The sequence below is a fragment of the Parvularcula oceani genome (genome assembly GCF_000733125.1).
GTDB classification, from domain to species: domain Bacteria; phylum Pseudomonadota; class Alphaproteobacteria; order Caulobacterales; family Parvularculaceae; genus Parvularcula; species Parvularcula oceani.
Genome location: NZ_JPHU01000003.1, coordinates 264166 through 284082 on the forward strand (window position 1 = coordinate 264166; position 19917 = coordinate 284082).

Below are 19917 nucleotides of genomic sequence, written 5' to 3' on the forward strand. Positions count from 1 at the left end.
TCATGCCGGGCCATCCTTTCTTACGCATCGCGACCCGCCGCTCGCCCCTCGCCGTGGCGCAGGGCGAGGCCGTGCGCCGCCGTCTCGCCGCCGCCCACGCCATTCCCGAAGCGGAAGCCGAGGCGGCCTTCCCTCTCCTGACCTTCGTGACCACGGGGGACCGCAAGCAGACCGGCAGCCTCGCCGAGATCGGCGGCAAGGGATTGTTCGTCAAGGAGATCGAGATGGCGCTCCTGACGGGCGAGGCGGATATCGCCGTCCATTCGATGAAGGACATGCCCGCCGAGATGCCAGACGGCCTCGTCCAGGCGGCGACCCCGCCGCGCGACGATCCCCGCGACGCCTTCGTCACCACGGACGGGCGCAGCCTCGACGGCCTGCCAGAAGGCGCCCCTGTCGGCACGAGCTCGGTGCGGCGCGCCGCGCAGCTCCTGCGCCGCCGCCCCGACCTCCGGGTCGTGGAGATGCGCGGCAATGTCCAGACCCGCCTGCGCAAGCTCGAAGACGGCGCCGCCGAGGGCACCTTCCTCGCCGAGGCGGGCCTTCAACGCCTGCACCGCGATGACGTGAAGCGCCGCGTGCTCGACCCGGACGTCATGCTGCCGGCGCTCGGCCAGGGCACGCTCTGCGTTCAGGCCCGGAGAGAGGACGAGGCGGCGATGGCCGCCTGCGCGCGGATCAACGACATTCCGACAGAGCTCGCGACGGCGGCCGAGCGGGCCTTCGTCGCGGCGCTCGACGGGTCCTGCCGCACGCCGATGGCGGGGCTGGCGATCCAGAAGAAGGGCGTGCTGCGCTTCGAGGCGCAGATCCTGACCCTCGACGGGACACGTTCGCTTCGGCGCGAGCGCGAGATCGCCATTGCCGGGCGCGATCACGAGGCCTGCCTTCTCGACGCGCTTGCCGCGGGGGCGGAGATGGGCGCGGAGCTGGCCGAAGAGGCAGGACCTGCGCTGAGGGCCATGCTGGCGCGATGAGCACCGTCCTCATCACCCGGCCGCAGCCGGATGCGGACCGCACCGCCGCCGAAGTCCAGGCGCATGGCTTCAACCCGATCGTCGCGCCGCTGATGCGGATCGCGCTTCGGCCCCATGCGCTGCAAGACGCCCCGGACTGCGACGCCCTCGCCTTCACCTCCGCCAATGGCGTGCGGGCATGGCGGGCCGCTGGCGGCTCCGTCCGGCCCTGCTATGTCGTCGGCCCCGCCTCCGCCGAGGCCGCGCGCGAGGCCGGCCTGCCCGTAGCGGGCGTGGCCGAAGGAGACGTCGAAACGCTCGCCGCGCTGATCGCGAAGGAGCGGCCGGGCCGGGTCCTCCATGTCGGCGGCACGGCGCTGGCCGGCGATCTGACCGGAAGATTGAGCCGCGAAGGGCTGCCCGTCCAGGCCATCGCCCTTTACGAGGCCGTGGCCGAGACGGCGCTTCCGCCGGAGGCCCGCGGCGCGATCTGCGCCGGGCTGTCCTTCGTCCTTCTCTTCTCGCCGCGCTCGGCGAGGCTCTTCTGCCGCCTCGTGCGCGAGGCAGGTCTTCAGGACGAACTGCGGAACACGCGCTGCGCCGCTCTCAGTCCGGCCGTGGCCGAGGCGGTCGACATTCCCTTCGCGGACGTGATCGTCTCGGACCGGCGCGACCTCAGCGGTTTCGTTGACATCCTTTCGGCCCGCCGCACATAAGCCGGGAGGGGTGACGGCGAGGGCCGATCCCCTTTTGCATGAGGCTTGCTCCGCAGCGGAGCGCCCGATCACGCGGACCCAAGGCGAGGCATCATGGCTGACGAGACGCCGAAGACACCTTCCAACGACCCCAAGAACAAATCCGAGGCGGATACGACCCGTCCCGAAGCGGAGAAGGTGACGGTCTCGGAGCCGGCTGGCACGGACAAGGACGCTCCCGAGACGGTCGATGCCGAGATCGTGGACCAGGACCGCGTGCAGAGCGGCGAGACGCTCGGCACGGCGGATGCGGCGGCGTCCGGCACGACGGACCGAACAGGCACTGCGGGGCGCCCCCACAAGAAGAAAGGCGGCGGCGCGACCTGGCTGATCATCCTCGTCGTCGCGCTGGCGGTGATCGCGCTGATCGCCTTCTTCCTCGGCGCCTTCGACGGCGACGATGCGGACCTCGCAGGGCGCGACGGGATCGTCGTGACCGATGCGGAGGACACCGCGCCCTTCCCCGGCAATGAACTCGACGATCCGGCCGAGGGCCCGATCGTCGCCGTCGCCGCGCCCGGCACCCGCGAGGCCGCGGTCGAGGCCGATGCGGCGGGCAATGAAGCGCTCCGTCCCTCCCAGCGCGCCGCCATCGCCGCCGCTGCGGCGGCCGCTGCGCGGATGGAAGCGACCGATGGCGACGATGAACCGATCACGGCCGCTCCGGTGACCGGCGGGCAGGATGCCGTTCAGGACGAGGAACGGACACGCGCCATCAGCGCCCTGCGCGCCCGCGCCGCCGAGCGGCGTGCCGAGCAGCAGGCCACGGACGAAGAAGAGCCTGCAGCGCAGGGCCAGGACGGCGAACCCGCCGCTTCCGCGCAGGCCGAGGCTCCCGCCGCCGGGAACGCGCAGGAGAGCCGGATGCAGGAGGCCGCGCGCCGCCGCGCCGCGCTTCTGCGCGCCGAGCGGGAGGCCGAGGCGCGCCGCGCCGCAGAAGCCAGCCGGCAAGAAGCACGACAAGCCGAAACCCCGCAGGCGGAAGCGCAACAGGCAGGGGCCGAGGACGAGGCTCAGGCACCCGCCGAACTCGCCCGCCCCTCGACCCCCGCGAGCCGCCCCGAACAGGACAGCCAGAGCACGCCCTTCGTGACCCGGCCGACGGGCCGCGTGACCTCGCTCTCTCCGGCCGATGAGGCCGAGGACGAGGATGCCGGCGAGGCCGAAACCGGCCAAGGCCCCTCCCCGATCCAGCCGCGTCCGGCGGTGGTGCGGGCGGATCCCAATCTCGACGAGCGCCTGAACGCCGTTCGCGCCGATGTGCGCGAGGAAGTGCTGGCGGAGACGGATGAACGCATCCAGACCGTCATCGCGCAGACCGAGCGCGAGGTGCAGGCGCTGCGCTCCGCCATGACCGAGCAGGAACAGCGGTCGAGCCAGCGCATCGCGCAGCTTCAGGACCGTCTCGAAGTGCTCCAGAACCGCGACGTGACGGCGACGCAGCAGGGCGTGCTGATCCTCGCCCTGTCGAGCCTCGGCACCGAACTCGAACAGGGCCGTCCCTTCGAGCGCCAGCTGGCCGATGTCGAGCGCCTGGCGCCCAATGCCCGCTCCTTGAACTTCGCCCGGCGCTATGCCGGAACGGGCCTGCCGACCGATGCCGAGCTGCGCGAGCGGTTCCGGGAGGCGGCGCGCGAGGCCCTGGCCCGTGCCCGGCGCGAAAGCGCCGAGGGTCCCTTCGAGCGCCTCTGGGCCAATCTGACCGGCCTCTTCACCGTGCGCGAACTCGGCGATGTCGAGGGCGATACGCCGTCGGCCATCATCTCCCGCGCCGAAGTCGCGCTGGAGCAGGGCGATCTTGGCGCTGCCGTTCGCGAACTCCGCGCGCTCGAAGGCGCGGCTGCCGAAGCGTTCCAGCCCTGGATCCAGGATGCCGATGCCAAGGCCCGCGTGCGCGAGCGTCTCGACGCGCTCGAGCAGGCCGTTCTGGTCGAGGCCGGATGAGTGACGGCGCCCTTCCGCTGCGGCATTTCGGACTGATCCCATGATCCGCATCTTCGTCTACCTTCTGGCGGTCCTGGCCGTCACCGCACTAACGATCTGGCTCGCCGATATCGAGGGCCTGACCGAGGTGCGCATCGGCGACCAGTCGGTGGTGGGGCCGACGGCCGCCTTTATCGGCGTCGCCCTCGTGGCCGGCGTCCTGCTGATCTTCGGCACGTCGATCATCGCGTGGCTGTCGGGCCTTCCCGCCCGCGTGCGCCGGCGGCGGGACGACCGGCAGCAGGAGCGGGGCATGACGGCGTTGACCCGCGGCCTGGAAGCGGTCGCCGCGGGCGATGCGGACGACGCCCAGCGCAATGCGAAGCTCGCGACGCGCCACCTGCAACAGCCTGCCTTGACCCGGCTCCTGACGGCGCAGGCGGCGCATCTCGCGGGCGATGATTCGACCGCGCGGGACGCCTATGCCGCCATGCTGGAGGCGCCTGAGACCGAGTTTCTGGGCCTGCGGGGGCTTTATCTCCAGGCCATGGCGCGCGGGGACAAGGATGAGGCCAAGGCCTATGCCGACAGGGCCTTCCGCCTGCGCCCGGGCGCGCCCTGGGCCTTCGACAGCGTCTACGCGCTCAGCGTCGAGCGGGGCGCCTGGGGCGATGCGCGCGAAGCGCTCCGCCTCGCCCATAAGCAGGGCATCCAGGAGGACGAGGCGACGAAGCGAAAAGAGGCCGCCCTTCTGACCGCACAGGGCTATGCGGCCCATGACAGCGGCGATCAGGAAACGGCCCGCAAGGACGCCGAGGCGGCGCTCAAGCGGAGCCCGGGCTTCGTGCCCGCCGCCGTTCTCGCCGCCCGCCTCGATGCCTCAGCGGGCAAGACTTCGAAGGCCAACAAGATTCTCGACGCGGCCTGGGCGAAGACGCCTCATCCCGCGATCGCGCGCACGATGGAAGACCTTCTCGGCGATGCGAAGAAGAGCCGGCGCGTCGCCCGGCTGCGCAAGCTCGCGGCTCAGAACCCCGAGCACGAGGAAAGCCGCCTCCTCCTCGCGCAGCAGCACATCGCGCTCGGCGAATATTCCGAGGCGAAGGCGCTTCTCGAGCCGCTTCTGAAGACGCAGCCCGGTCCGCGCACCTTCATCGCCATGGCCGATCTGATGGAGGGCCAGCATGGCGAGGGGGCCGGCAGGCCGTGGCGCGAACGCGCCGCCGCCGCGCCGCGCGAGCCGCTGCCCGGGCAGGACGGCACCTTCTCCCTCACCACCGAAGGATGGCGGCGCCTGATCGAGGAATATGGCGAACATGGCCGCCTCGCCCCGCCGCCGCTCGAAGCCGTCTCGATGGGCCTCACCGAGGACGAGCTTCTGCGCCTCAGCGCGCCGCCCGCGCCGCAAGGGCGCGGCCGGGCCGAGGAAGACGAGTTCAGCGCCGAAGAAGGCGCGCAGCCTCCCGCGCCGGCGGCGACCGATATCGTGGTCGAGCCCGCGCCGGCAGACATGGCCGACGAGCCCGGGGAAGCGTCGGCGGAGGCCGCAGGCGACAGGGCGGAGGCGCGGCGCTGAGGTCCTGGCCGCGGCATCCGGCGCGCAGACGAAAAAAGGCCCCGCCTCGGCGGGGCCTTTTCTTTCGGACGGCGCGAGAGGCTTACGCGTTCGCGACGGTCTCCTTGACCCAGCTTTCGAGCTGGCTCTTCGGCGCGGCGCCGACCTTGGTCGCGATCGGCTCGCCGTCCTTGAAGATCATCAGGGTCGGCACGCCGCGCACGCCGTACTGGCCGGGCGTATTGGGGTTCTCGTCGATATCGACCTTGGCGACCTCGATCTGCCCCGACATGTCGCCGGCGATGTCCTCGAGCGCAGGCGCGATCTGCTTGCAGGGCCCGCACCACGTCGCCCAGAAATCCACCAGCACCAATCCCGACGCGCCGAGCACGTCCGAGGAGAAGCTGTCATCGGTCACGGTCTTGATCGCCATCGCGGCCTCCTTCGCCACATCTGCCATTGTCAGGGGACTTAAGGCGGCGTGCGAAGAGCGCAAGACGGCGCCCGCCCCCGTTATCCTAACGCCCCCTCCAGCAGGTCTGACGGCAGCGGCATGAGGCGCGGGGCATAGGTCCAAAGGAGCGCGGAACGGACATCGCGCCCGGGATAGACGCGGCGGATGAGCGCTTCATAGGCGGCCATCTGGTAGAGATAGCTGCGCGGCACGCCTTCCGGCTCCGCCGGCGGCGGCCTGTTCGACTTGAAGTCGACGATCAGGATCTCCTCATCCGTCACGAGAAGCCGGTCGATCTGGCCGCTGAAGGCGCGCCCGCCCACGCGCCCCTGCACCGGCACCTCCGCCCGGCTGCCCGGCCCGAAGACCGTGCCGAAGCGGGCATCGTCCAGAACGCGCAGCGCCTCCGCCAGCCACTCGCCGCGGGTCTCCACATCGGCACCGGCGGCGAAACGGGCGAGGAGCGCCCGGCCGCGCGCCTCGCGCTCGCCGCGCGGCAGGTCCGGCAGGCGCTCTAGCAGGGCGTGGATCGCGAAGCCGCGCGCATAGGGGTCCGCCGCGCCCCTCTGCCCGGGCGCATAGGCCGGCCCCTCGTCGATCCGCTCCTCGTCACCGGCCCCCGGCGGCCCCGCCGAAGGAAACAGCAGGGCGTCCGCCTCCTCCTTCGGAGCCTTCTCGAAGAGCCACCCGGGACAAGCCTCCTCTTCCGCGTCCTCGCGCAGCGCCGCCGCCGTCTCGGCAGCGCGGCTGCCATGCTCGAAGCGCAGCACCTTGCCGCCCCACAACTCCTCCGCCTCTTCGGTGCCGGAAAGGCGCTCGAAGCCGAGCTGGACGAGCGTGTGCCAGCAGGCGCCGTCCAGATCCTCGCGCTCCTTGTCGAAGCCGCCCGACTGCCCTTGCGTGCCGCAGACATAGAGGCGTTCCTCCGCACGCGTCGCGGCGACATAGAGGAGGCGCCGCCGTTCCTCGGCGGCGAGGCGCTCGGCATAGGCGCGCGCGGCGGCGCTGACGGGGGTATCGGACGACTTGCCCCCTGGCACGCAGGCATAGCGGCCGGGGGTCGGGGCGAAGCTGTCCCCTTCCCCGGCTCCGAGCGGCACCAGCATGTCCTGGCGGCGCGTCCTATGGCCCGCATCGGCAAGGATGACGATCGGCGCCTCCAGCCCCTTGGCGCCATGGACCGTCATCACACGAACGGTGTCGCCGCCCTCTCCCGCCTCCTTCTTCACGTCCCGTTCGAAGGCGTCGAGATGGGCGAGGAAGCCCTGCAGGGTGCGCGGCGCGCGCGCCTCGAAATCGAGCGCTTCGGCCAGCACCTCCTCGACCGCTTCGTCCGAAGTGCCGCCAAGGCGCATGCGCAGGCGCTGCCAGCCGGTCGGATGGCCGTTCTCGAGAACGGAGGACATGAGCGCGAAGGCGCCGCCGCGCAGGCCTTCGGTGCGCGCCGCCTCGATCTCGTCGCGGGCGAGGCGGCATTTCCGCCCGAGAACGGTGTCCTTTTCCGCCTCCGTCTTCACCCGCGCCCAGAGCGTGCCGGAGCGGCCATGGGCGAGCGCGAAGAGCTCGTCATCCGTCAGCCTCCAGAAGGGCGATCTCAGGACCTCGGCGAGGCTCAGGCAATCCGCGCTGTTCACGCAGAAGCGCAGCAGGGCGTGAAGGTCGCGCACGCCGACATCCTCGGACAGCCGCACGCGGTCGGCGCCCGCCGTCGGAATGCCGGCCCGGGCAAGCTCGCGCACCACCTCCTGGAACTGCGCGCCACGGGTCTGGCAGAGGATCAGGATGTCGCCGGGGCGGACGGGCCGCCCGTTCTGCGCGAGCCGCTCTCGCCCGATCCAGCTCTTGATCCGCTCACAGATCTCCGTTGCCAGGACGCGGCGGGGATCGCTCTCTCCGCGGGCATTGATCGGCGCGTCCCAGGGTTCGTCCTCGGCCTTTTCAGGTTTGGGGACGAGGGGCCAGAGCTCGACCCGGCCATGGCGCGCCGGATCGACCGGCCTGTGCGCCTGATGCCCCTTGCCCAGCACGCCGCGTGCCGCCTCCCCCTCGAACATGGCGTCGACCGCTTCGAGAACGGCGGCGGAGGAGCGGAAGGAGAGATAGAGCGTCTCGGGCCGGAAGGGATAGCCGCCGACAGCGAGCCGCTCGGTCAGCTCGCCGAGCTTCTTGTCGAACAGCTTGGCGTCCGCGCCCTGAAAGGAATAGATCGACTGCTTCTTGTCGCCCACGACGAAGACGGTGCGGCCGCCCTCCCCGTCCTCGGGCCGCGCCCCTTCGCCGGCGAAGAACTCGTCGGCCAGCTTCTCGAAGACGGCCCATTGCAGGGCGCCCGTATCCTGCGCCTCGTCGAGGAGGATGTGGTCGAGGCCCTGGTCGAGCTTGTAGAGCACCCAGGCCTGCGAGGTATCCTCGAACAGGGTGACGGTGCGGTCGATGAGGTCGGAGAAATCGAGCGCGCCGAGCGCGGCCTTGCGCGCGTCATAGGCGCGGGCGACGGCGAAGCCGAGGCGGTGGAGCGCGGCGTTCGCTTCGCAGAAGGCGATGATGCTCGGCGCCTGCTTCACCTCGCCCAACACGGTCTGCATCATCCGCATGCGGTCGGCGCAGTCCTCGATCAGCGGCAGGACCTTCTTGCCGCCGACGAATTGGGTGGGTCCGCCATCAACCTTGCAGAGAATGCCGGCGAGCGCGCGCGTTCCGGCGAGTTCGTCCTCGAAGAACAAGGATGCAGCCTCGGCGAGCGCTTCGTCCTTCTTGCCCCCCTGCCCGAACAGCGTCGCGATCTCCCGCAGGAGGAGCCTGTCGAGGCGTCCCGCCGCAGCGCGGACCAAATCGTCCTCGCTCGCGCCCGGCGCCAGGCCATGCTCGGCGAAATAGGCGCTGCAGAACCCTCCCTCGTCGCCGCCCGCCGCAGCGCGGATCTCGCGCATCCGCCCGGACAGCTCGCGCAGGAGGCCGCGCAGCGCGTCTTCGCGATAGTGCCGCCCGAGGAGGTCGAAATCTTCCAGCAGCTCCGGCTCCTCGCGGAGCGCCGTCTCCGCCAGCCCATCGACCAGCTCGCGCAGCAGCGCTTCGGACTCCGCCTCCTCCATGACCTTGAAGCCCGGCACGACCCCGGCCTCGACCGGAAACCGTCCGAGAACGGATTCGCAGAAGGAGTGGATCGTCTGGATCTTGAGGCCGCCGGGCGTCTCGAGCGCGCGTGCGAAGAGGCGGCGGGCGCGCGGCAGGACCTCGTCGGGCGGCGCCTCGCCCGTCATGTTCCGGATCTGCTCGCGCAGCGCATCGTCTTCCATCAGCGCCCAGGCGCCGAGGGTCCCGAAGAGACGGCTCGCCATCTCGGCGGCGGCCGCCTTGGTGTAGGTGATGCAGAGGATCTTGGAGGGCGGCGTGCCGTCGCTCCAGCTGCCGTCCTCGCGCTCGCGCGGCAGGAGGAGGCGGGTCACCCGCTGGATCAGGACGTGAGTCTTGCCCGAGCCCGCATTGGCCGAGACCCAGGCCGAGGCGGCCGGGTCCGCGACGGCGCGCTGGCGGGCGGTCGTGTCCTCGAGCACGGTGAAGGTGCCGTCAGCCATCTTCTCCTCCCGCAGCGCCCCATTCGCCCCGGCGGGCGAGATGGTCGTACTGACCGTAAGAGTTCTCCATGAAGGGCCGGGGCTGGCAGAGATAGGGCGTCGCCTCGTCGCAGAAGACGCAAAGGAGGTCCCTCAGCCGCTCCTCGACGAGCGCGAGTTCCTCGCGCAGCTCGTCGTCGGCGAGGGACCGGTTCTTCTTGAAGACCTCCGTCTGCCGCTCCTTGGGCAGGCTTTCGAGATAGGCGACCCGATAGGTCTCCATCGGCCCGAGATCCGCGAAGGCCCCCTCGCGCAGCATGAGCGCGGTCAGGCTGAGCTGCGGGTTGAAGGTCTTGGCCTGAGCGACCGTGGGCACCTGCGTGCCGGTCTTGTAGTCGAGGATCAGCGCCGCGCCGTCCTCCGCCCGCCGATCGATCCGGTCGGCGCGGCCATGCAGGATGAATTCCTCGCCGCCGACCTCGAAGCGCCACTCGCCGCTGACCTCGATCCCGGCGGGCGCATGGTCCGCCCGCACCGTATCCTCGAGCAGGGCGAAGCTTTCGAAGGCGAGCGCCATCTGCGAGCGCCACAGGGTCCGAAGGTGCGGCGGCAGGGCCTGCCGGTCGAAGGCGTCGCCCGCCAGCTCCTGAAGGATGGCCGGCACATCGCTCCCCCGTCGTTCGGGATGCGCGCGCACATAATCCTCGAACAGGCCGTGATAGAAGGTGCCCCTGGCGCCGCCATCGACCGGCCGGTCCAGCGGATCGAGAGCGCGCAGGCGCAGCACCTTGGAGGCGTAGATCGCATAGGGATCGCGCAGCAGCGTGGTGATGTCGCTGATCGACAGCCTGCGCGGGCGGGCGGCGGCGGGCGGGCGGGGCTCGACCCGCGGCGCCGGCTCGGCCTTGTCCCAGCCATGGCGGCGGGCGATCAGCGTGCGGAGGCGCGGCGCGCTCGAGACCTCTTCGCCCGTATGCTTGAGGAAGCTCTCGAAGCGGACCATCCAGCGCGAGGGCTTGGCAGGCCCCCGCCCCGCCCGCTCGGCCCGGGTGAGGAAAACCTCGGGCGCGGCGGCGAGCTGGCTGAAATCGTGCGCGGAGCGTCCGATGATCATCTCGGGGCTCGGCAGGCCGAGCGCCTCGCGCATGGGCCGGGACAAGAAGGGGTCGGAGCGCGCATCGTCGGGCCAGACCCCTTCGTTGAGGCCGCCGAGGATGATCCTGTCCGCATGCTGAAGGCGCGCTTCGAGGAGGCCGAGGATCGCGATGCGCGGATGGGTGCCGCCGCGGGGCCGCACGACGGGACCGCTGAGCGCCGTGTCGACGAAACCGCCGAAGCCGCGGCGGGAGATGTCCGGCAGCAGGGGGCCGGCCGCGAGAAGCTGCGAGAGATGCAGGCTCAGCGCCTCGCCGTCCTCGAAGCGCCACAGCCGCTCCTCGCCCTCCTGTTCGGGCGTGGCGGCGAGCCGGGTGGCGACCTCGACCAATGCCCGGACCAGAGCCTCTCCGCTCGCCGCCTGCTCGAAAGGCGCGGTGGCCGCTTCGAGATCGGCGATCAGCGCGAGGACGGCGTCCAGCCGGTCCTCGCTGCCGACCTGGCGCGCCCAGCGGGCGGTCAAGGCCGCGCGCAGGCCGTCCCAGCCGGGCCCCGGCCGCAGGCCGCGCAGCGCCCGGTCGAGATCCCGCAGCATGGCGGCGAACTCGGCCTTGCCGCGGCCCATGCCGCAGAGCTGGTGCTTCAGAACGGCGCAAAGATGCACGGGATGGCTGACATCGCAGAGCCAGTGGGCGACCGCGCGCAGGAAGGTGCCCCGATAGGTCGCGCCGAGCGGGGTGCCGCCAGAATCGTCCACCCGCACGCCCCAGGCCCCGAGCTTCATCCGCACGCGGCGGGCCAGCGTCCGGTCGGGGGTGACGAGGATCGCGGTCTTCCCTTCCTCGGCTAGGGTCTCGCGCAGGAGGAGGCTGATGAAGCTCGCCTCCTCGTCTTCGTTCCGCGCGACGGCGGTGCGCAGGCCGGAAGTGGCGCGGCCGAGATCGTCATGCTCGCGGAACTGCCGCATGCGGCCGAACCAGTCATCGGTCGCCTCGGCCGGCCGCAGGATCAGCGACAGGAAGGCTCTGCGGCTCGCCTCTTCGGGACGGGCCGGACTGCCGGGCCAGGCTTCGACCGCGCCGCGCTCCAGGCCGTCGAAGCTGTTATTCAGGAGAGCCTTGAACAGCGCCTGCGGGTGCGGCGGCTCGATCTGCGCCCAGGCGCGCTCGTCGAGCTCCCGGTCGAGGCCCGGCAGGACGACGAGGCCCTGCGGCAGGCTCGCCACCTGCGCCATGAACCGCGCCGTGGCGGGGATGGTGCCGAGCGACCCCGCGACGATGACCGGTCCGCGCGGCGGATGGGCGCCGACGCTTTTCGTCAGGGCGTCGACCAGCGCCCGCCGCCGCGCCGCCCCCTCCATCCGGCCCTGCTCGGCGAGCCAGCCGGGCCAGGCTTCCGTGACGACGCGCAGGAAGTCGAGAGAGCGCTGCCAGTGCATGGCGCCCTGGGGCACGGCATCGTCGGTGACGAGGGCGCCGAGGCGCGAGAAGGGCACATCCTCAGTGTGGAAATCGTCAAGCAGGCGGGCGAGTTCGTCCGCCCCTGCGAGCGCTGCGGGCCAGGACGGCACGGCCCCGCCCTGCGCCTCCTTCGCGGCGCGCAGGAGGCGGGCGAGGACGAGGCGGCGCTCCACCCCTTCCGCCGCAGGCAGCAGCGCCTCCTCGGCCGATAGCGGCGCGTCCTGGATCGAGAGGTCTTCCTCGTCGACATCGCCGAGCGCGCGGAGGCGGGGAAGGAGGACCGCTTCGGAGCCAAGCTCCAGGAACTGGCTCGCCAGCGCCCGCGTCGCCCGCCTGTTGGGCAGGTAGATCGTGACATCGGCCAGCCCGAGGGGGTCGTCCCTATACGCCTCGATCAGCGGGCGGGCGAGATCGGCGAGGAAGGGCCGCCCGGCCGGGATCGTGTAGAGGGCGGGACCATCGCAGAAGAGGTCGGAGAGCGGAGCGGTCACCGCCCCCTCCCAAGCCGCGCCTCCGCGGCCGCGTGTCCTTCGGGATCGCCGACATGCATCCAGAAGCCGTCATGGAGAAGGCCGAACAGGCGGCCCTGGCGCATCGCGCGGTCCCAGAACTCGCGGGTCGAGCAGGCGCGCGGCTCCTCCCCGGCCCAGAGGCGCGGATGGATCACCTGGAGGCCGGTGAAGACCAGCTTCTCGCTCTCGCCGTTCCAGGAGACCCGCCCATCGGCCCCGAGGCAGAAATCCCCGCTCCCCGCATAGCCGCTCGTGCGCTCCTGCGGAACGAGCAGGAGGAGCGCGTCCATCTCGGCATCGCGCCAGCCTTCGGCAAGCCGCGCCGCGCCGCCTTCGAGGATGGCATCGGTATTGGTGCAGAAGACCGGCCCCTCGCCCAGAAGCGGCGTCGCCCGCATCAGCCCGCCGCCCGTTTCGAGCCGCGCATCGCGCTCGTCCGAAATGGTGATGGCGGGGGCGGCGCGGTCCTTCAGATGCGCCTCGATCTGGTCCGCCTCGTAATGGACATTGACCACGGCCCGCCCGGCCCCGCCGCGCGCGACTTCGTCCAGCGCATAGTCGATCAAGGCGCGGCCGCCGACTTCGACCAGCGGCTTGGGCTTGCCCGCCGCGATCGCGCGGATGCGGGTGCCGAGCCCGGCGGCGAGGACCATGGCGGTGTCGATCTCAGCCATGAAGGACCTCCGGCAGGTAACGCTCGGTCCAGTCCCGCACCGGCTTCAGCGGCGCGCGTTCGAGATCACGGGCGAGGTGCCCGCGCACGCGCGGCATCAGCGCGCGGTATTTCTCTTTGCCGTCGCGGTTCACGAGCCGCGCGAAGATGCCGAGGATCTTGGTGTTCCGCTGCGCCGCGAGGATCGCATAGTCCCGCTCGAAGGAGGACGGGTCAGGCAGGGCGGAGACGTAGTCGTCATAGAGCGCTTGCGCGGTCGGGGCCGCGATGTCCCGCCGCGCATCCTCGATCAGGCTGGCGAGGTCGTAGGCGGCATGGCCGACCAGCGCGTCCTGGAAATCGATGACCCCGACGCCGTCGGCGCCTTCGCCCTCCAGCACCAGGATGTTCTCGGCGTGGAAATCGCGCAGGACGAGCGTATCGCGCGGGCCGAGCCCTGCCAGCACCTCGCGCCATGCGGCCTCGAAGGCCGCCTCGGCCCCCTCCGGCGCAGCGATGCCCGCGAAGGGGAAATACCATTCCGTCAGCAGGCGGAGTTCGGCCATGAGGGCCGTGTCGTCATAGGTCTGGAGCGGCCATGCGCCGGCCTGTCCGGCCACGGCCCCCGCCTCGCGCAGGCGGTGGAGCACTTCGAGGGCGCGGCCGTAATGGACTCGCTCGGCCGCGGGATCGGCGGCCTTGCGCGCGAGGAGGTCGTCGCCGAGATCCTCGATCACGGCGAAGCCCGCCTTTTCGTCGGCGGCGTGGATCCGGGGCGCCCGCACCCCCCGCGCCCGCAACCACGAAGCCAGTTCGGCGAAGGCATGGAGGCTCGGCCCCGCAAGCCGCGCCTGCGCATTGTAGCCGAGCGCCTCGCGCTCCTGCGGGCTCGCCTCTGGCGGACAGGCCGCCCCTTCGGCGGCGGGCGGCGCATCCATCAGGAGCGCCGGCGACGGCCCGCCATGAAGGCGGACATAGCTGCGCGTGGAGGCGTCGGCCGGCAGCGGCGCGAGACGCGCCCCTCTCCAGTCCGTGCTCTTCAGGAACGCCTCGCGCTCTGCGGCCCTCGTCCCGCTCGCCATCCTACCCTCTGCGAAACCGCCATTCCCGCGCGCCGTCCGGCAGCATCCGTCCGGTGACGCGCAGGCGATCGGCCGGAAGCCAGCCTTCGGCCTTTTCAGGCCATTCGATCAGCACGACGCCCGTATCCAGCATGTCGTCCAGTCCCAGCTCCTCGAGCTCGGAAGGATCATTAAGGCGGTAGAGGTCGAGATGGTAAAGAGGCGGCGTTCCCTCATAGGGCTGGACGATGGCGAAGCTCGGGCTCGGAACCTCCTCGGCGCCGCAGCCCGCGCGGATCAATCCCCGCGCGAATGCGGTCTTCCCGGTGCCGAGCGGCGCATCGAGCGCGATGCAAGCGCCGGCGCGAAGAGTTTTCCACAAGCTCGCGCCGAGCGCCTCGGTCTCGGCTTCGGATCGGGTGACGGTCGTCTGCTCCATGCCGCCCGGCATAGTCCGCGGCGCTCGGCGCGGCCAGCGCCTTGGCCCGAAGGAAAGAGCATTGTAAGCGGCGCCTCCACCTCAGACGGGACGCGGCATGGTCAAGGTCACTTACATCGAGCACGACGGAACGACCCACGAGGTCGATGGCGAAGAGGGGCTGACGGTCATGGAGACCGCGGTGAAGAACAACGTGCCCGGCATCGACGCCGATTGCGGCGGCGCCTGCGCCTGCGCGACCTGCCATGTCTATGTCGACGAGGCCTTCCGCGGAAAGACCGGCGAGGCGGGCCCGATGGAGGAGTCCATGCTCGACTTCGCCTCCGAGCGCGAGGAGAATTCGCGCCTGTCCTGCCAGATCAAGCTGTCCGCGGCGCTCGACGGGCTGATCGTCCGCCTGCCCGAATTCCAGGGCTGAGGCGAGGCGCCCCGCCGGGACCGGGCGCTTGACTTCTCTCGACGTTCCGGCATTCGATGATTCGATGCTTGAAGACTCTCTTTGCAACGCACACGAAGCGGTTGCGGCCGAGCCGATCGTGCCCGCCGCCACCACGCCGCGCCCCGACGTCACCCTCGCCCTCACCCGGGGGATCGCCCGGATGATGCAGGACATGGGCCTTGCGGTCCTGGCCGAATTCAAGCTGCCGAACGGGCGCAGGGCCGATCTGGCCGGCCTCTGCCCCAAGGGCATGCTGACCATCGTGGAGATCAAGTCCTGCCGCGAGGACCTGGCGGTGGACACGAAATGGCCCGAATACAAGGACTATTGCGACCGCTTCTTCTTCGGCGTGTCGGAGGTCTTTCCCTTCGAGATGATCCCCGAGGAGGAAGGGCTGATCGTGGCCGATGCCTTCGGCGGCGCGATCCTGCGCGAGGCGGCCGAGGACAAGCTGGCAGGCGCCCGCCGCAAGGCCGTCACCCTGCGCTTCGCGCGGCAGGCCGCATCCGCCGCCGCGGCCTTCTGAAGCACCTGCAAGTCCTTGATACCGAAAGGCTCGCGGCGCAGCGCGACATTATAACGAAGTATGTTGCATCTTACCCAAAGCCGCGTAGATGGGAGGTCGGCGGCACCCGCTGCGCTCGTCTGCGAAGACTGGAGCGCGAGGTCTCTACTCTCTCCCCCTAAGGGGACCTTTGCGGGTGCCGCCAACTCGGAGACGGGCATCTCCGGTGACGGGAATGTGGGCAGGTACACTCCCCCCAAATCATGCCGCGGCTAGGTTGGGCAGTACCGCAGCACAATCTGTGCATAGCAAATTTTTCCGTTTCATGCACCATAAAAGTGCATGGCCGGTAAGGTTAACTTTCGGCTAACAGGCTGCGCAGCGTCTCGTGATCGCCCACGATCCTGTGCGCGCCCTCCGCTTCGAGTCGGGCGCCATGGTCCGAAAGGCAGTGCCCGCCGCCGGTGAAGCCCCAGACGGTCATGCCCGCCGCGACCCCTGCACGGACGCCATGCGCGCTGTCCTCGATGACGAGGCACCGCTTCGGCGATACGCCGAGCTGCTCAGCCGCATAGAGGAAGATGTCGGGCTCGGGCTTGCCGTGCGCGACGCGGTCGGCCGAATAGACATGTTCGCCGAAATAGGATTTCAGGCCGTAGCGCTCGACCTTGTCGTCGAGGAAGGGCTGGCCCGAGGAAGAGGCCACGGCGAGGCTGGCATGCGTGACCCGCGCCGCGGCCGCGACCATGGCCTCCGCGCCGGGCACCAGCTTCATGGTGTGGCGCTGGGCGCGGCGGGCGGCGATGACGCCTTCGATCAGGGCCTCGACCTCCTCCTCGCGCGGGGGGCGGCCGAGGACCCGCGCCTGCGCCTCGCGCAGGCCATGCGCGAAGGCGTCATGGCGCATGCCCGCGAAGTGGCGGATGAAGTCTTCGGTGGTCCAGTCGAACCCGTTATCCGAGAGGAAGGCGGCGGCGTCCTCGAGCCCGACGATCTCGGAATCGACGAGCACGCCGTCGCAGTCGAAGAGGATGGCGGCATGGGGAAAAGGCATGGGGCGCCCTAACCGCCTGCCGCTCCGGGTCAAACCCGAAAGCGCGCGGCGGGCGCCCCTGCCCCATCACATGCCGATGACCGGCGCCGCTTCGAGGCTGGCGAGATAGGCCAGGAGGAGGAGCGCGACGATATTGGTGATCTTGATCATCGGGTTTACGGCCGGTCCGGCCGTGTCCTTGTAAGGGTCGCCCACCGTATCGCCGGTAACGGCGGCCTTGTGGGCCTCGGACCCCTTCCCGCCGTGATGGCCGTCCTCGATATATTTCTTGGCATTGTCCCAGGCACCGCCGCCGGCGGTCATGGACAGGGCGAGGAAGAGGCCGGTGACGATGACGCCGAGCAGCATGGCGCCCACCGCCGAAAGCGCGGCCGCGGTGCCCGCCACCATGCCCACGAGCAGGTAGAGGACGAGCGGCCCGAGGATCGGCAGGAGCGAGGGGACGATCATCTCCTTGATCGCGGCCCCCGTCAGGATGCTGACGGCGCGCGCATAGTCGGGCTTGACCGTGCGGTCCATGATGCCCGGGTTTTCGCGGAACTGGCGCCGCACCTCCTCGACGATGCGGCCCGCCGCGCGCCCCACCGCCTGCATCGCCATGGAGCCGAAGAGGAAGGGCAGGAGCCCGCCCGCGAACAGCCCGACGATGACGTAAGGGTTGATCAGCGAATAGTCCGGCACGATCCCCTCGAAGAAGGGATAGAGTTCGGGATGCGCCGCGAAATAGCGCAGATCCTCCGCATAGGCCGCGAAGAGGACGAGCGCGCCGAGGCCTGCCGATCCGATGGCATAGCCCTTGGTGACGGCCTTCGTGGTGTTGCCCACCGCGTCCAGCGCATCCGTCGTCTCCCGCACGCTGGCGTCGAGTTCCGCCATCTCGGCGATGCCGCCGGCATTGTCGGTGACGGGGCCGAAGGCGTCGAGCGCGACGATCATGCCCGCCAGCGCCAGCATGGTCGTCACCGCCACGGCGATCCCGTAGAGGCCCGCCAGCGAGAAGGTCGTCACGATCCCGACCATGATGATGACGGCGGGCAGCGCCGTCGCCTCCATCGAGACGGCGAGGCCCTGGATGACATTGGTGCCGTGTCCTGATTCCGAGGACGCGGCGACCGAGCGCACCGGGCGGAAGCCCGTGCCGGTATAGTATTCCGTCACCCAGACGATGAGGCCGGTCACGGCGAGCCCGGCAAGGCCGCACAGGAACAAGGACAGCCCTGTGAAGATCCGGATGCCAGAACCGTCCGCGGCGCCGACCGAGTACTCCTCGCCGAAGGGCACGATCAGCGCCGTGACCAGCGCGAGCCCCGCGATCGACAGGATGCCGGTCGCGAGCAGCCCCTTGTAGAGCGCGCCCATCACGTTGCTGGAGCCCTTGGAGAGCTTCACGAAGAAGGTTCCCGCGATCGAGCACAGGATGCAGATCGCGCCGATGGCCAGCGGGTAGAGCATGAAGCGCTGCACGGCGGTGAACTGCGAGATCTCGCCCGTGCCCGTGAGAAGGACCAGATCGGCGAAGAGGATCGAGGCCAGCACCATGGTCGCCGCGATGGTGACGACATAGGTCTCGAAGAGATCCGCCGCCATGCCCGCGCAATCGCCGACATTGTCGCCCACATTGTCCGCGATGGTGGCTGCGTTGCGCGGGTCGTCTTCTGGGATGCCGGCCTCGACCTTGCCGACGAGGTCGCCGCCGACATCGGCGCCCTTGGTGAAGATGCCGCCGCCCAGGCGCGCGAAGACCGAGATCAAGGACGCGCCGAGCGACAGGGCGATCAGGCCGTTGATCACGCGCCGGTCGCCGGGCTCGAGGTCGATGCCGGCCGTCAGGACGAGAAAGAAGATCGAGAGCCCCAGAAGCGCGAGCCCCGCCACGAGCATGCCGGTCACCGCCCCGGACTTGAAGGCGACGCTGAGCCCTTTTTGCAGGCCGTGGCGCGACGCCTCGGTGGTGCGCACATTCGCCCGGACCGACACCAGCATCCCGACATAGCCCGCAATGCCCGAAAGGATGGCGCCGACCGCGAATCCCGTCGCCGGGATCCAGTCGAAGCCGAAGAAGAAGAGAAGAAGGACGAGGACGAGGATGCCGACTATGGTGATGGTCGTGTATTGCCGGGCGAGATAGGCCCGGGCGCCTTCCTGAATGGCGCCCGCCACCTCCTGCATGCGGGCATTGCCCGGCGACATCGCCATCACCTGCCGCGATGTGGCGATGCCGTAAGCGACGGCGGCCAAGCCGGCCAGAACGACCAGCACCAGTGAAATCGTCATCCTACCCCTCCCACGGCGCTTCGCGCGCCTTTCTTGTGGAAGAACGCTCGCAAGCTGCGGGAAGGAAAGCAACCGGCTCTTGCTGTAGGGTTCGCCAGTACAGCAAGAGCCTGGTCTGGCCTATGCCTGGCCCTGTCCTTCCCGAAGGGAGGCCATGTCGATGACGAAGCGGTAGTGCACATCGCCCGCGACGACCCGGTCCCAGGCGGCGTTGACGTCCTGCATGCTGGTCATCTCGACATCCGAGACGATGCCGTGCTCGCCGCAGAAATCGAGCATTTCCTGCGTCTCCTTGAGGCCGCCGATCAGCGAGCCCGCGATCCGCTTGCGTCCCGCGACGAGGCCGCCCGAATGCACGCCGTCGAAAGGCTCGATGGCGCCGACGATGACCATGGTGCCGTTGCGGCGCAGCAGTGAGAGATAGCCGTTGAGGTCATGGCCGACGGGCACGGTGTTGAGGAGGAAGTCGAAGGAATTGCGGTGCGCCTTCATTTGGGCCCTGTCCTTCGAGACCAGCACCTCGTGGGCGCCCAGCCGTTCGGCGTCCTCGGCCTTTTCGGGGCTGGTCGTGATCATGACCACATGCGCGCCCATGGCCGCTGCGAATTTGACGCCCATATGGCCGAGCCCGCCAAGGCCGATCACGCCGACCTTGTCCCCCGGCCCCACCTTCCAGTGGCGCAGCGGCGAGAAAGTGGTGATGCCCGCGCAAAGAAGCGGCGCGACGCCCTTGGGGTCGAGATTGCCGGGCACCCGCAGCACGAAGTCCTCGCGCACCACGATCGATTCGGCATAGCCGCCAAAGGTCGGCCCGCCGAGCACGGGATCGGTCGAGCCATAGGTCATGACCGGCCCCTGCTCGCAATATTGCTCCTCGTGATCCTCGCAGGCCGAGCAGTGCCTGCAGGACTGGACGAGGCAGCCGACCCCGACGAGATCGCCGGGCGCGAAACCTTCGACCTCGGCGCCGACCTTCGTCACCCGGCCGACGATTTCATGGCCCGGCACGGCCGGATAGGCGGCATTGCCCCAGTCATTGCGGGCGAAATGGATGTCGGAGTGGCAGATGCCGCAATAATCGATCTCGATCGCGACATCGCGGGCGCCGACCTCGCGGCGTTCGATCCCGAACGGGGATAGCGCGTCGTCGGGCGATTGAGCGGCATAGGCGCGGACGGTCATCTCGAAGCTCCTGTCAGGCGGAGTCGCTCAGATAGGGGCTCGTCCGG

General features: G+C 70.1%; 15 protein-coding genes. 6 read left to right on the plus strand and 9 right to left on the minus strand.

Annotated features, from left to right (window positions below; all coding sequences use genetic code 11):
- Positions 1–2: 2 nt before the first annotated feature.
- The 4 genes from hemC (at position 3) to IE88_RS17155 (ending at position 5210) form a co-directional block, all read left to right on the plus strand.
- Complete coding sequence (gene hemC, locus IE88_RS0105520) at positions 3–977, plus strand: hydroxymethylbilane synthase (protein ID WP_031551337.1); 975 nt, start codon at positions 3–5, stop codon at positions 975–977.
- Positions 974–1672 (plus strand): uroporphyrinogen-III synthase, encoded by a 699-nt coding sequence (locus IE88_RS16340; protein ID WP_036766632.1) that lies wholly within the window; start codon positions 974–976, stop codon positions 1670–1672. Before hemC ends, IE88_RS16340 begins: the two co-directional genes overlap by 4 nt.
- A 93-nt stretch (positions 1673–1765) precedes the next feature.
- A complete protein-coding gene (locus IE88_RS0105530) occupies positions 1766–3655 on the plus strand; it encodes a COG4223 family protein (RefSeq protein WP_031551343.1) in 1890 nt (629 codons plus the stop codon).
- A gap of 40 nt (positions 3656–3695) precedes the next feature.
- Positions 3696–5210, plus strand: coding sequence for a heme biosynthesis protein HemY (locus tag IE88_RS17155; RefSeq protein ID WP_031551346.1), 1515 nt, complete (start codon positions 3696–3698; stop codon positions 5208–5210).
- 82 nt (positions 5211–5292) lie between these two features.
- On the opposite strand, the gene trxA is transcribed toward IE88_RS17155, so the two are convergent.
- The 6 genes from trxA to tsaE all read right to left on the minus strand — a co-directional run bounded on the left by trxA (position 5293) and on the right by tsaE (position 14416).
- A complete protein-coding gene (trxA, locus tag IE88_RS0105540) occupies positions 5293–5622 on the minus strand; it encodes a thioredoxin (RefSeq protein WP_031551349.1) in 330 nt (109 codons plus the stop codon).
- Between the two features lie 80 nt (positions 5623–5702).
- Positions 5703–9218 carry a double-strand break repair helicase AddA gene (addA, locus tag IE88_RS0105545; RefSeq protein WP_031551352.1) on the minus strand — a complete coding sequence of 1172 codons (3516 nt, stop codon included), beginning with the start codon at positions 9216–9218 and terminating at the stop codon, positions 5703–5705.
- A complete protein-coding gene (gene addB / locus IE88_RS0105550) occupies positions 9211–12243 on the minus strand; it encodes a double-strand break repair protein AddB (protein WP_051881546.1) in 3033 nt (1010 codons plus the stop codon). Before addB ends, addA begins: the two co-directional genes overlap by 8 nt.
- Positions 12240–12938, minus strand: a complete 699-nt coding sequence (locus IE88_RS0105555; RefSeq protein ID WP_031551361.1) for a nucleotidyltransferase family protein — start codon at positions 12936–12938, stop codon at positions 12240–12242. The genes addB and IE88_RS0105555 overlap by 4 nt, the downstream gene beginning before the upstream one ends.
- Positions 12931–13998 carry an aminoglycoside phosphotransferase family protein gene (locus tag IE88_RS0105560; protein ID WP_031551364.1) on the minus strand — a complete coding sequence of 356 codons (1068 nt, stop codon included), beginning with the start codon at positions 13996–13998 and terminating at the stop codon, positions 12931–12933. The genes IE88_RS0105555 and IE88_RS0105560 overlap by 8 nt, the downstream gene beginning before the upstream one ends.
- Before the next feature lies 1 nt (position 13999).
- On the minus strand, positions 14000–14416 hold the full coding sequence (gene tsaE / locus IE88_RS0105565; RefSeq protein WP_031551367.1) for a tRNA (adenosine(37)-N6)-threonylcarbamoyltransferase complex ATPase subunit type 1 TsaE: 417 nt from the start codon (positions 14414–14416) through the stop codon (positions 14000–14002).
- A gap of 97 nt (positions 14417–14513) precedes the next feature.
- Here tsaE and IE88_RS0105570 point away from each other — a divergent pair, with 97 nt between their 5' ends.
- A complete protein-coding gene (locus tag IE88_RS0105570) occupies positions 14514–14834 on the plus strand; it encodes a 2Fe-2S iron-sulfur cluster-binding protein (RefSeq protein WP_031551370.1) in 321 nt (106 codons plus the stop codon).
- Between the two features lie 118 nt (positions 14835–14952).
- On the plus strand, positions 14953–15381 hold the full coding sequence (locus IE88_RS0105575) for an MmcB family DNA repair protein (RefSeq protein WP_238319264.1): 429 nt from the start codon (positions 14953–14955) through the stop codon (positions 15379–15381).
- Between the two features lie 334 nt (positions 15382–15715).
- On the opposite strand, the gene IE88_RS0105580 is transcribed toward IE88_RS0105575, so the two are convergent.
- The 3 genes from IE88_RS0105580 to IE88_RS0105590 all read right to left on the minus strand — a co-directional run bounded on the left by IE88_RS0105580 (position 15716) and on the right by IE88_RS0105590 (position 19870).
- On the minus strand, positions 15716–16414 hold the full coding sequence (locus IE88_RS0105580) for an HAD family hydrolase (protein WP_031551375.1): 699 nt from the start codon (positions 16412–16414) through the stop codon (positions 15716–15718).
- 66 nt (positions 16415–16480) lie between these two features.
- Positions 16481–18688: a sodium-translocating pyrophosphatase gene (locus IE88_RS0105585; RefSeq protein ID WP_031551378.1), complete on the minus strand. Its 2208-nt coding sequence runs from the start codon at positions 18686–18688 to the stop codon at positions 16481–16483.
- A gap of 120 nt (positions 18689–18808) precedes the next feature.
- Positions 18809–19870, minus strand: a complete 1062-nt coding sequence (locus tag IE88_RS0105590; RefSeq protein WP_031551381.1) for an NAD(P)-dependent alcohol dehydrogenase — start codon at positions 19868–19870, stop codon at positions 18809–18811.
- Between the last annotated feature and the right edge of the window lie 47 nt (positions 19871–19917).

Excerpts from the sequence above, each read along its gene's own strand:
- hemC (WP_031551337.1), top strand. The coding sequence starts at position 3 with ATGCCGGGCCATCCTTTCTTACGCATCGCGACCCGCCGCTCGCCCCTC.
- IE88_RS16340 (WP_036766632.1), top strand. The coding sequence starts at position 974 with ATGAGCACCGTCCTCATCACCCGGCCGCAGCCGGATGCGGACCGCACC.
- IE88_RS0105530 (WP_031551343.1), top strand. The coding sequence starts at position 1,766 with ATGGCTGACGAGACGCCGAAGACACCTTCCAACGACCCCAAGAACAAA.
- IE88_RS17155 (WP_031551346.1), top strand. The coding sequence starts at position 3,696 with ATGATCCGCATCTTCGTCTACCTTCTGGCGGTCCTGGCCGTCACCGCA.
- trxA (WP_031551349.1), bottom strand. The coding sequence starts at position 5,622 with ATGGCGATCAAGACCGTGACCGATGACAGCTTCTCCTCGGACGTGCTC.
- addA (WP_031551352.1), bottom strand. The coding sequence starts at position 9,218 with ATGGCTGACGGCACCTTCACCGTGCTCGAGGACACGACCGCCCGCCAG.
- IE88_RS0105555 (WP_031551361.1), bottom strand. The coding sequence starts at position 12,938 with ATGGCTGAGATCGACACCGCCATGGTCCTCGCCGCCGGGCTCGGCACC.
- IE88_RS0105560 (WP_031551364.1), bottom strand. The coding sequence starts at position 13,998 with ATGGCGAGCGGGACGAGGGCCGCAGAGCGCGAGGCGTTCCTGAAGAGC.
- tsaE (WP_031551367.1), bottom strand. The coding sequence starts at position 14,416 with ATGGAGCAGACGACCGTCACCCGATCCGAAGCCGAGACCGAGGCGCTC.
- IE88_RS0105570 (WP_031551370.1), top strand. The coding sequence starts at position 14,514 with ATGGTCAAGGTCACTTACATCGAGCACGACGGAACGACCCACGAGGTC.
- IE88_RS0105580 (WP_031551375.1), bottom strand. The coding sequence starts at position 16,414 with ATGCCTTTTCCCCATGCCGCCATCCTCTTCGACTGCGACGGCGTGCTC.
- IE88_RS0105585 (WP_031551378.1), bottom strand. The coding sequence starts at position 18,688 with ATGACGATTTCACTGGTGCTGGTCGTTCTGGCCGGCTTGGCCGCCGTC.
- IE88_RS0105590 (WP_031551381.1), bottom strand. The coding sequence starts at position 19,870 with ATGACCGTCCGCGCCTATGCCGCTCAATCGCCCGACGACGCGCTATCC.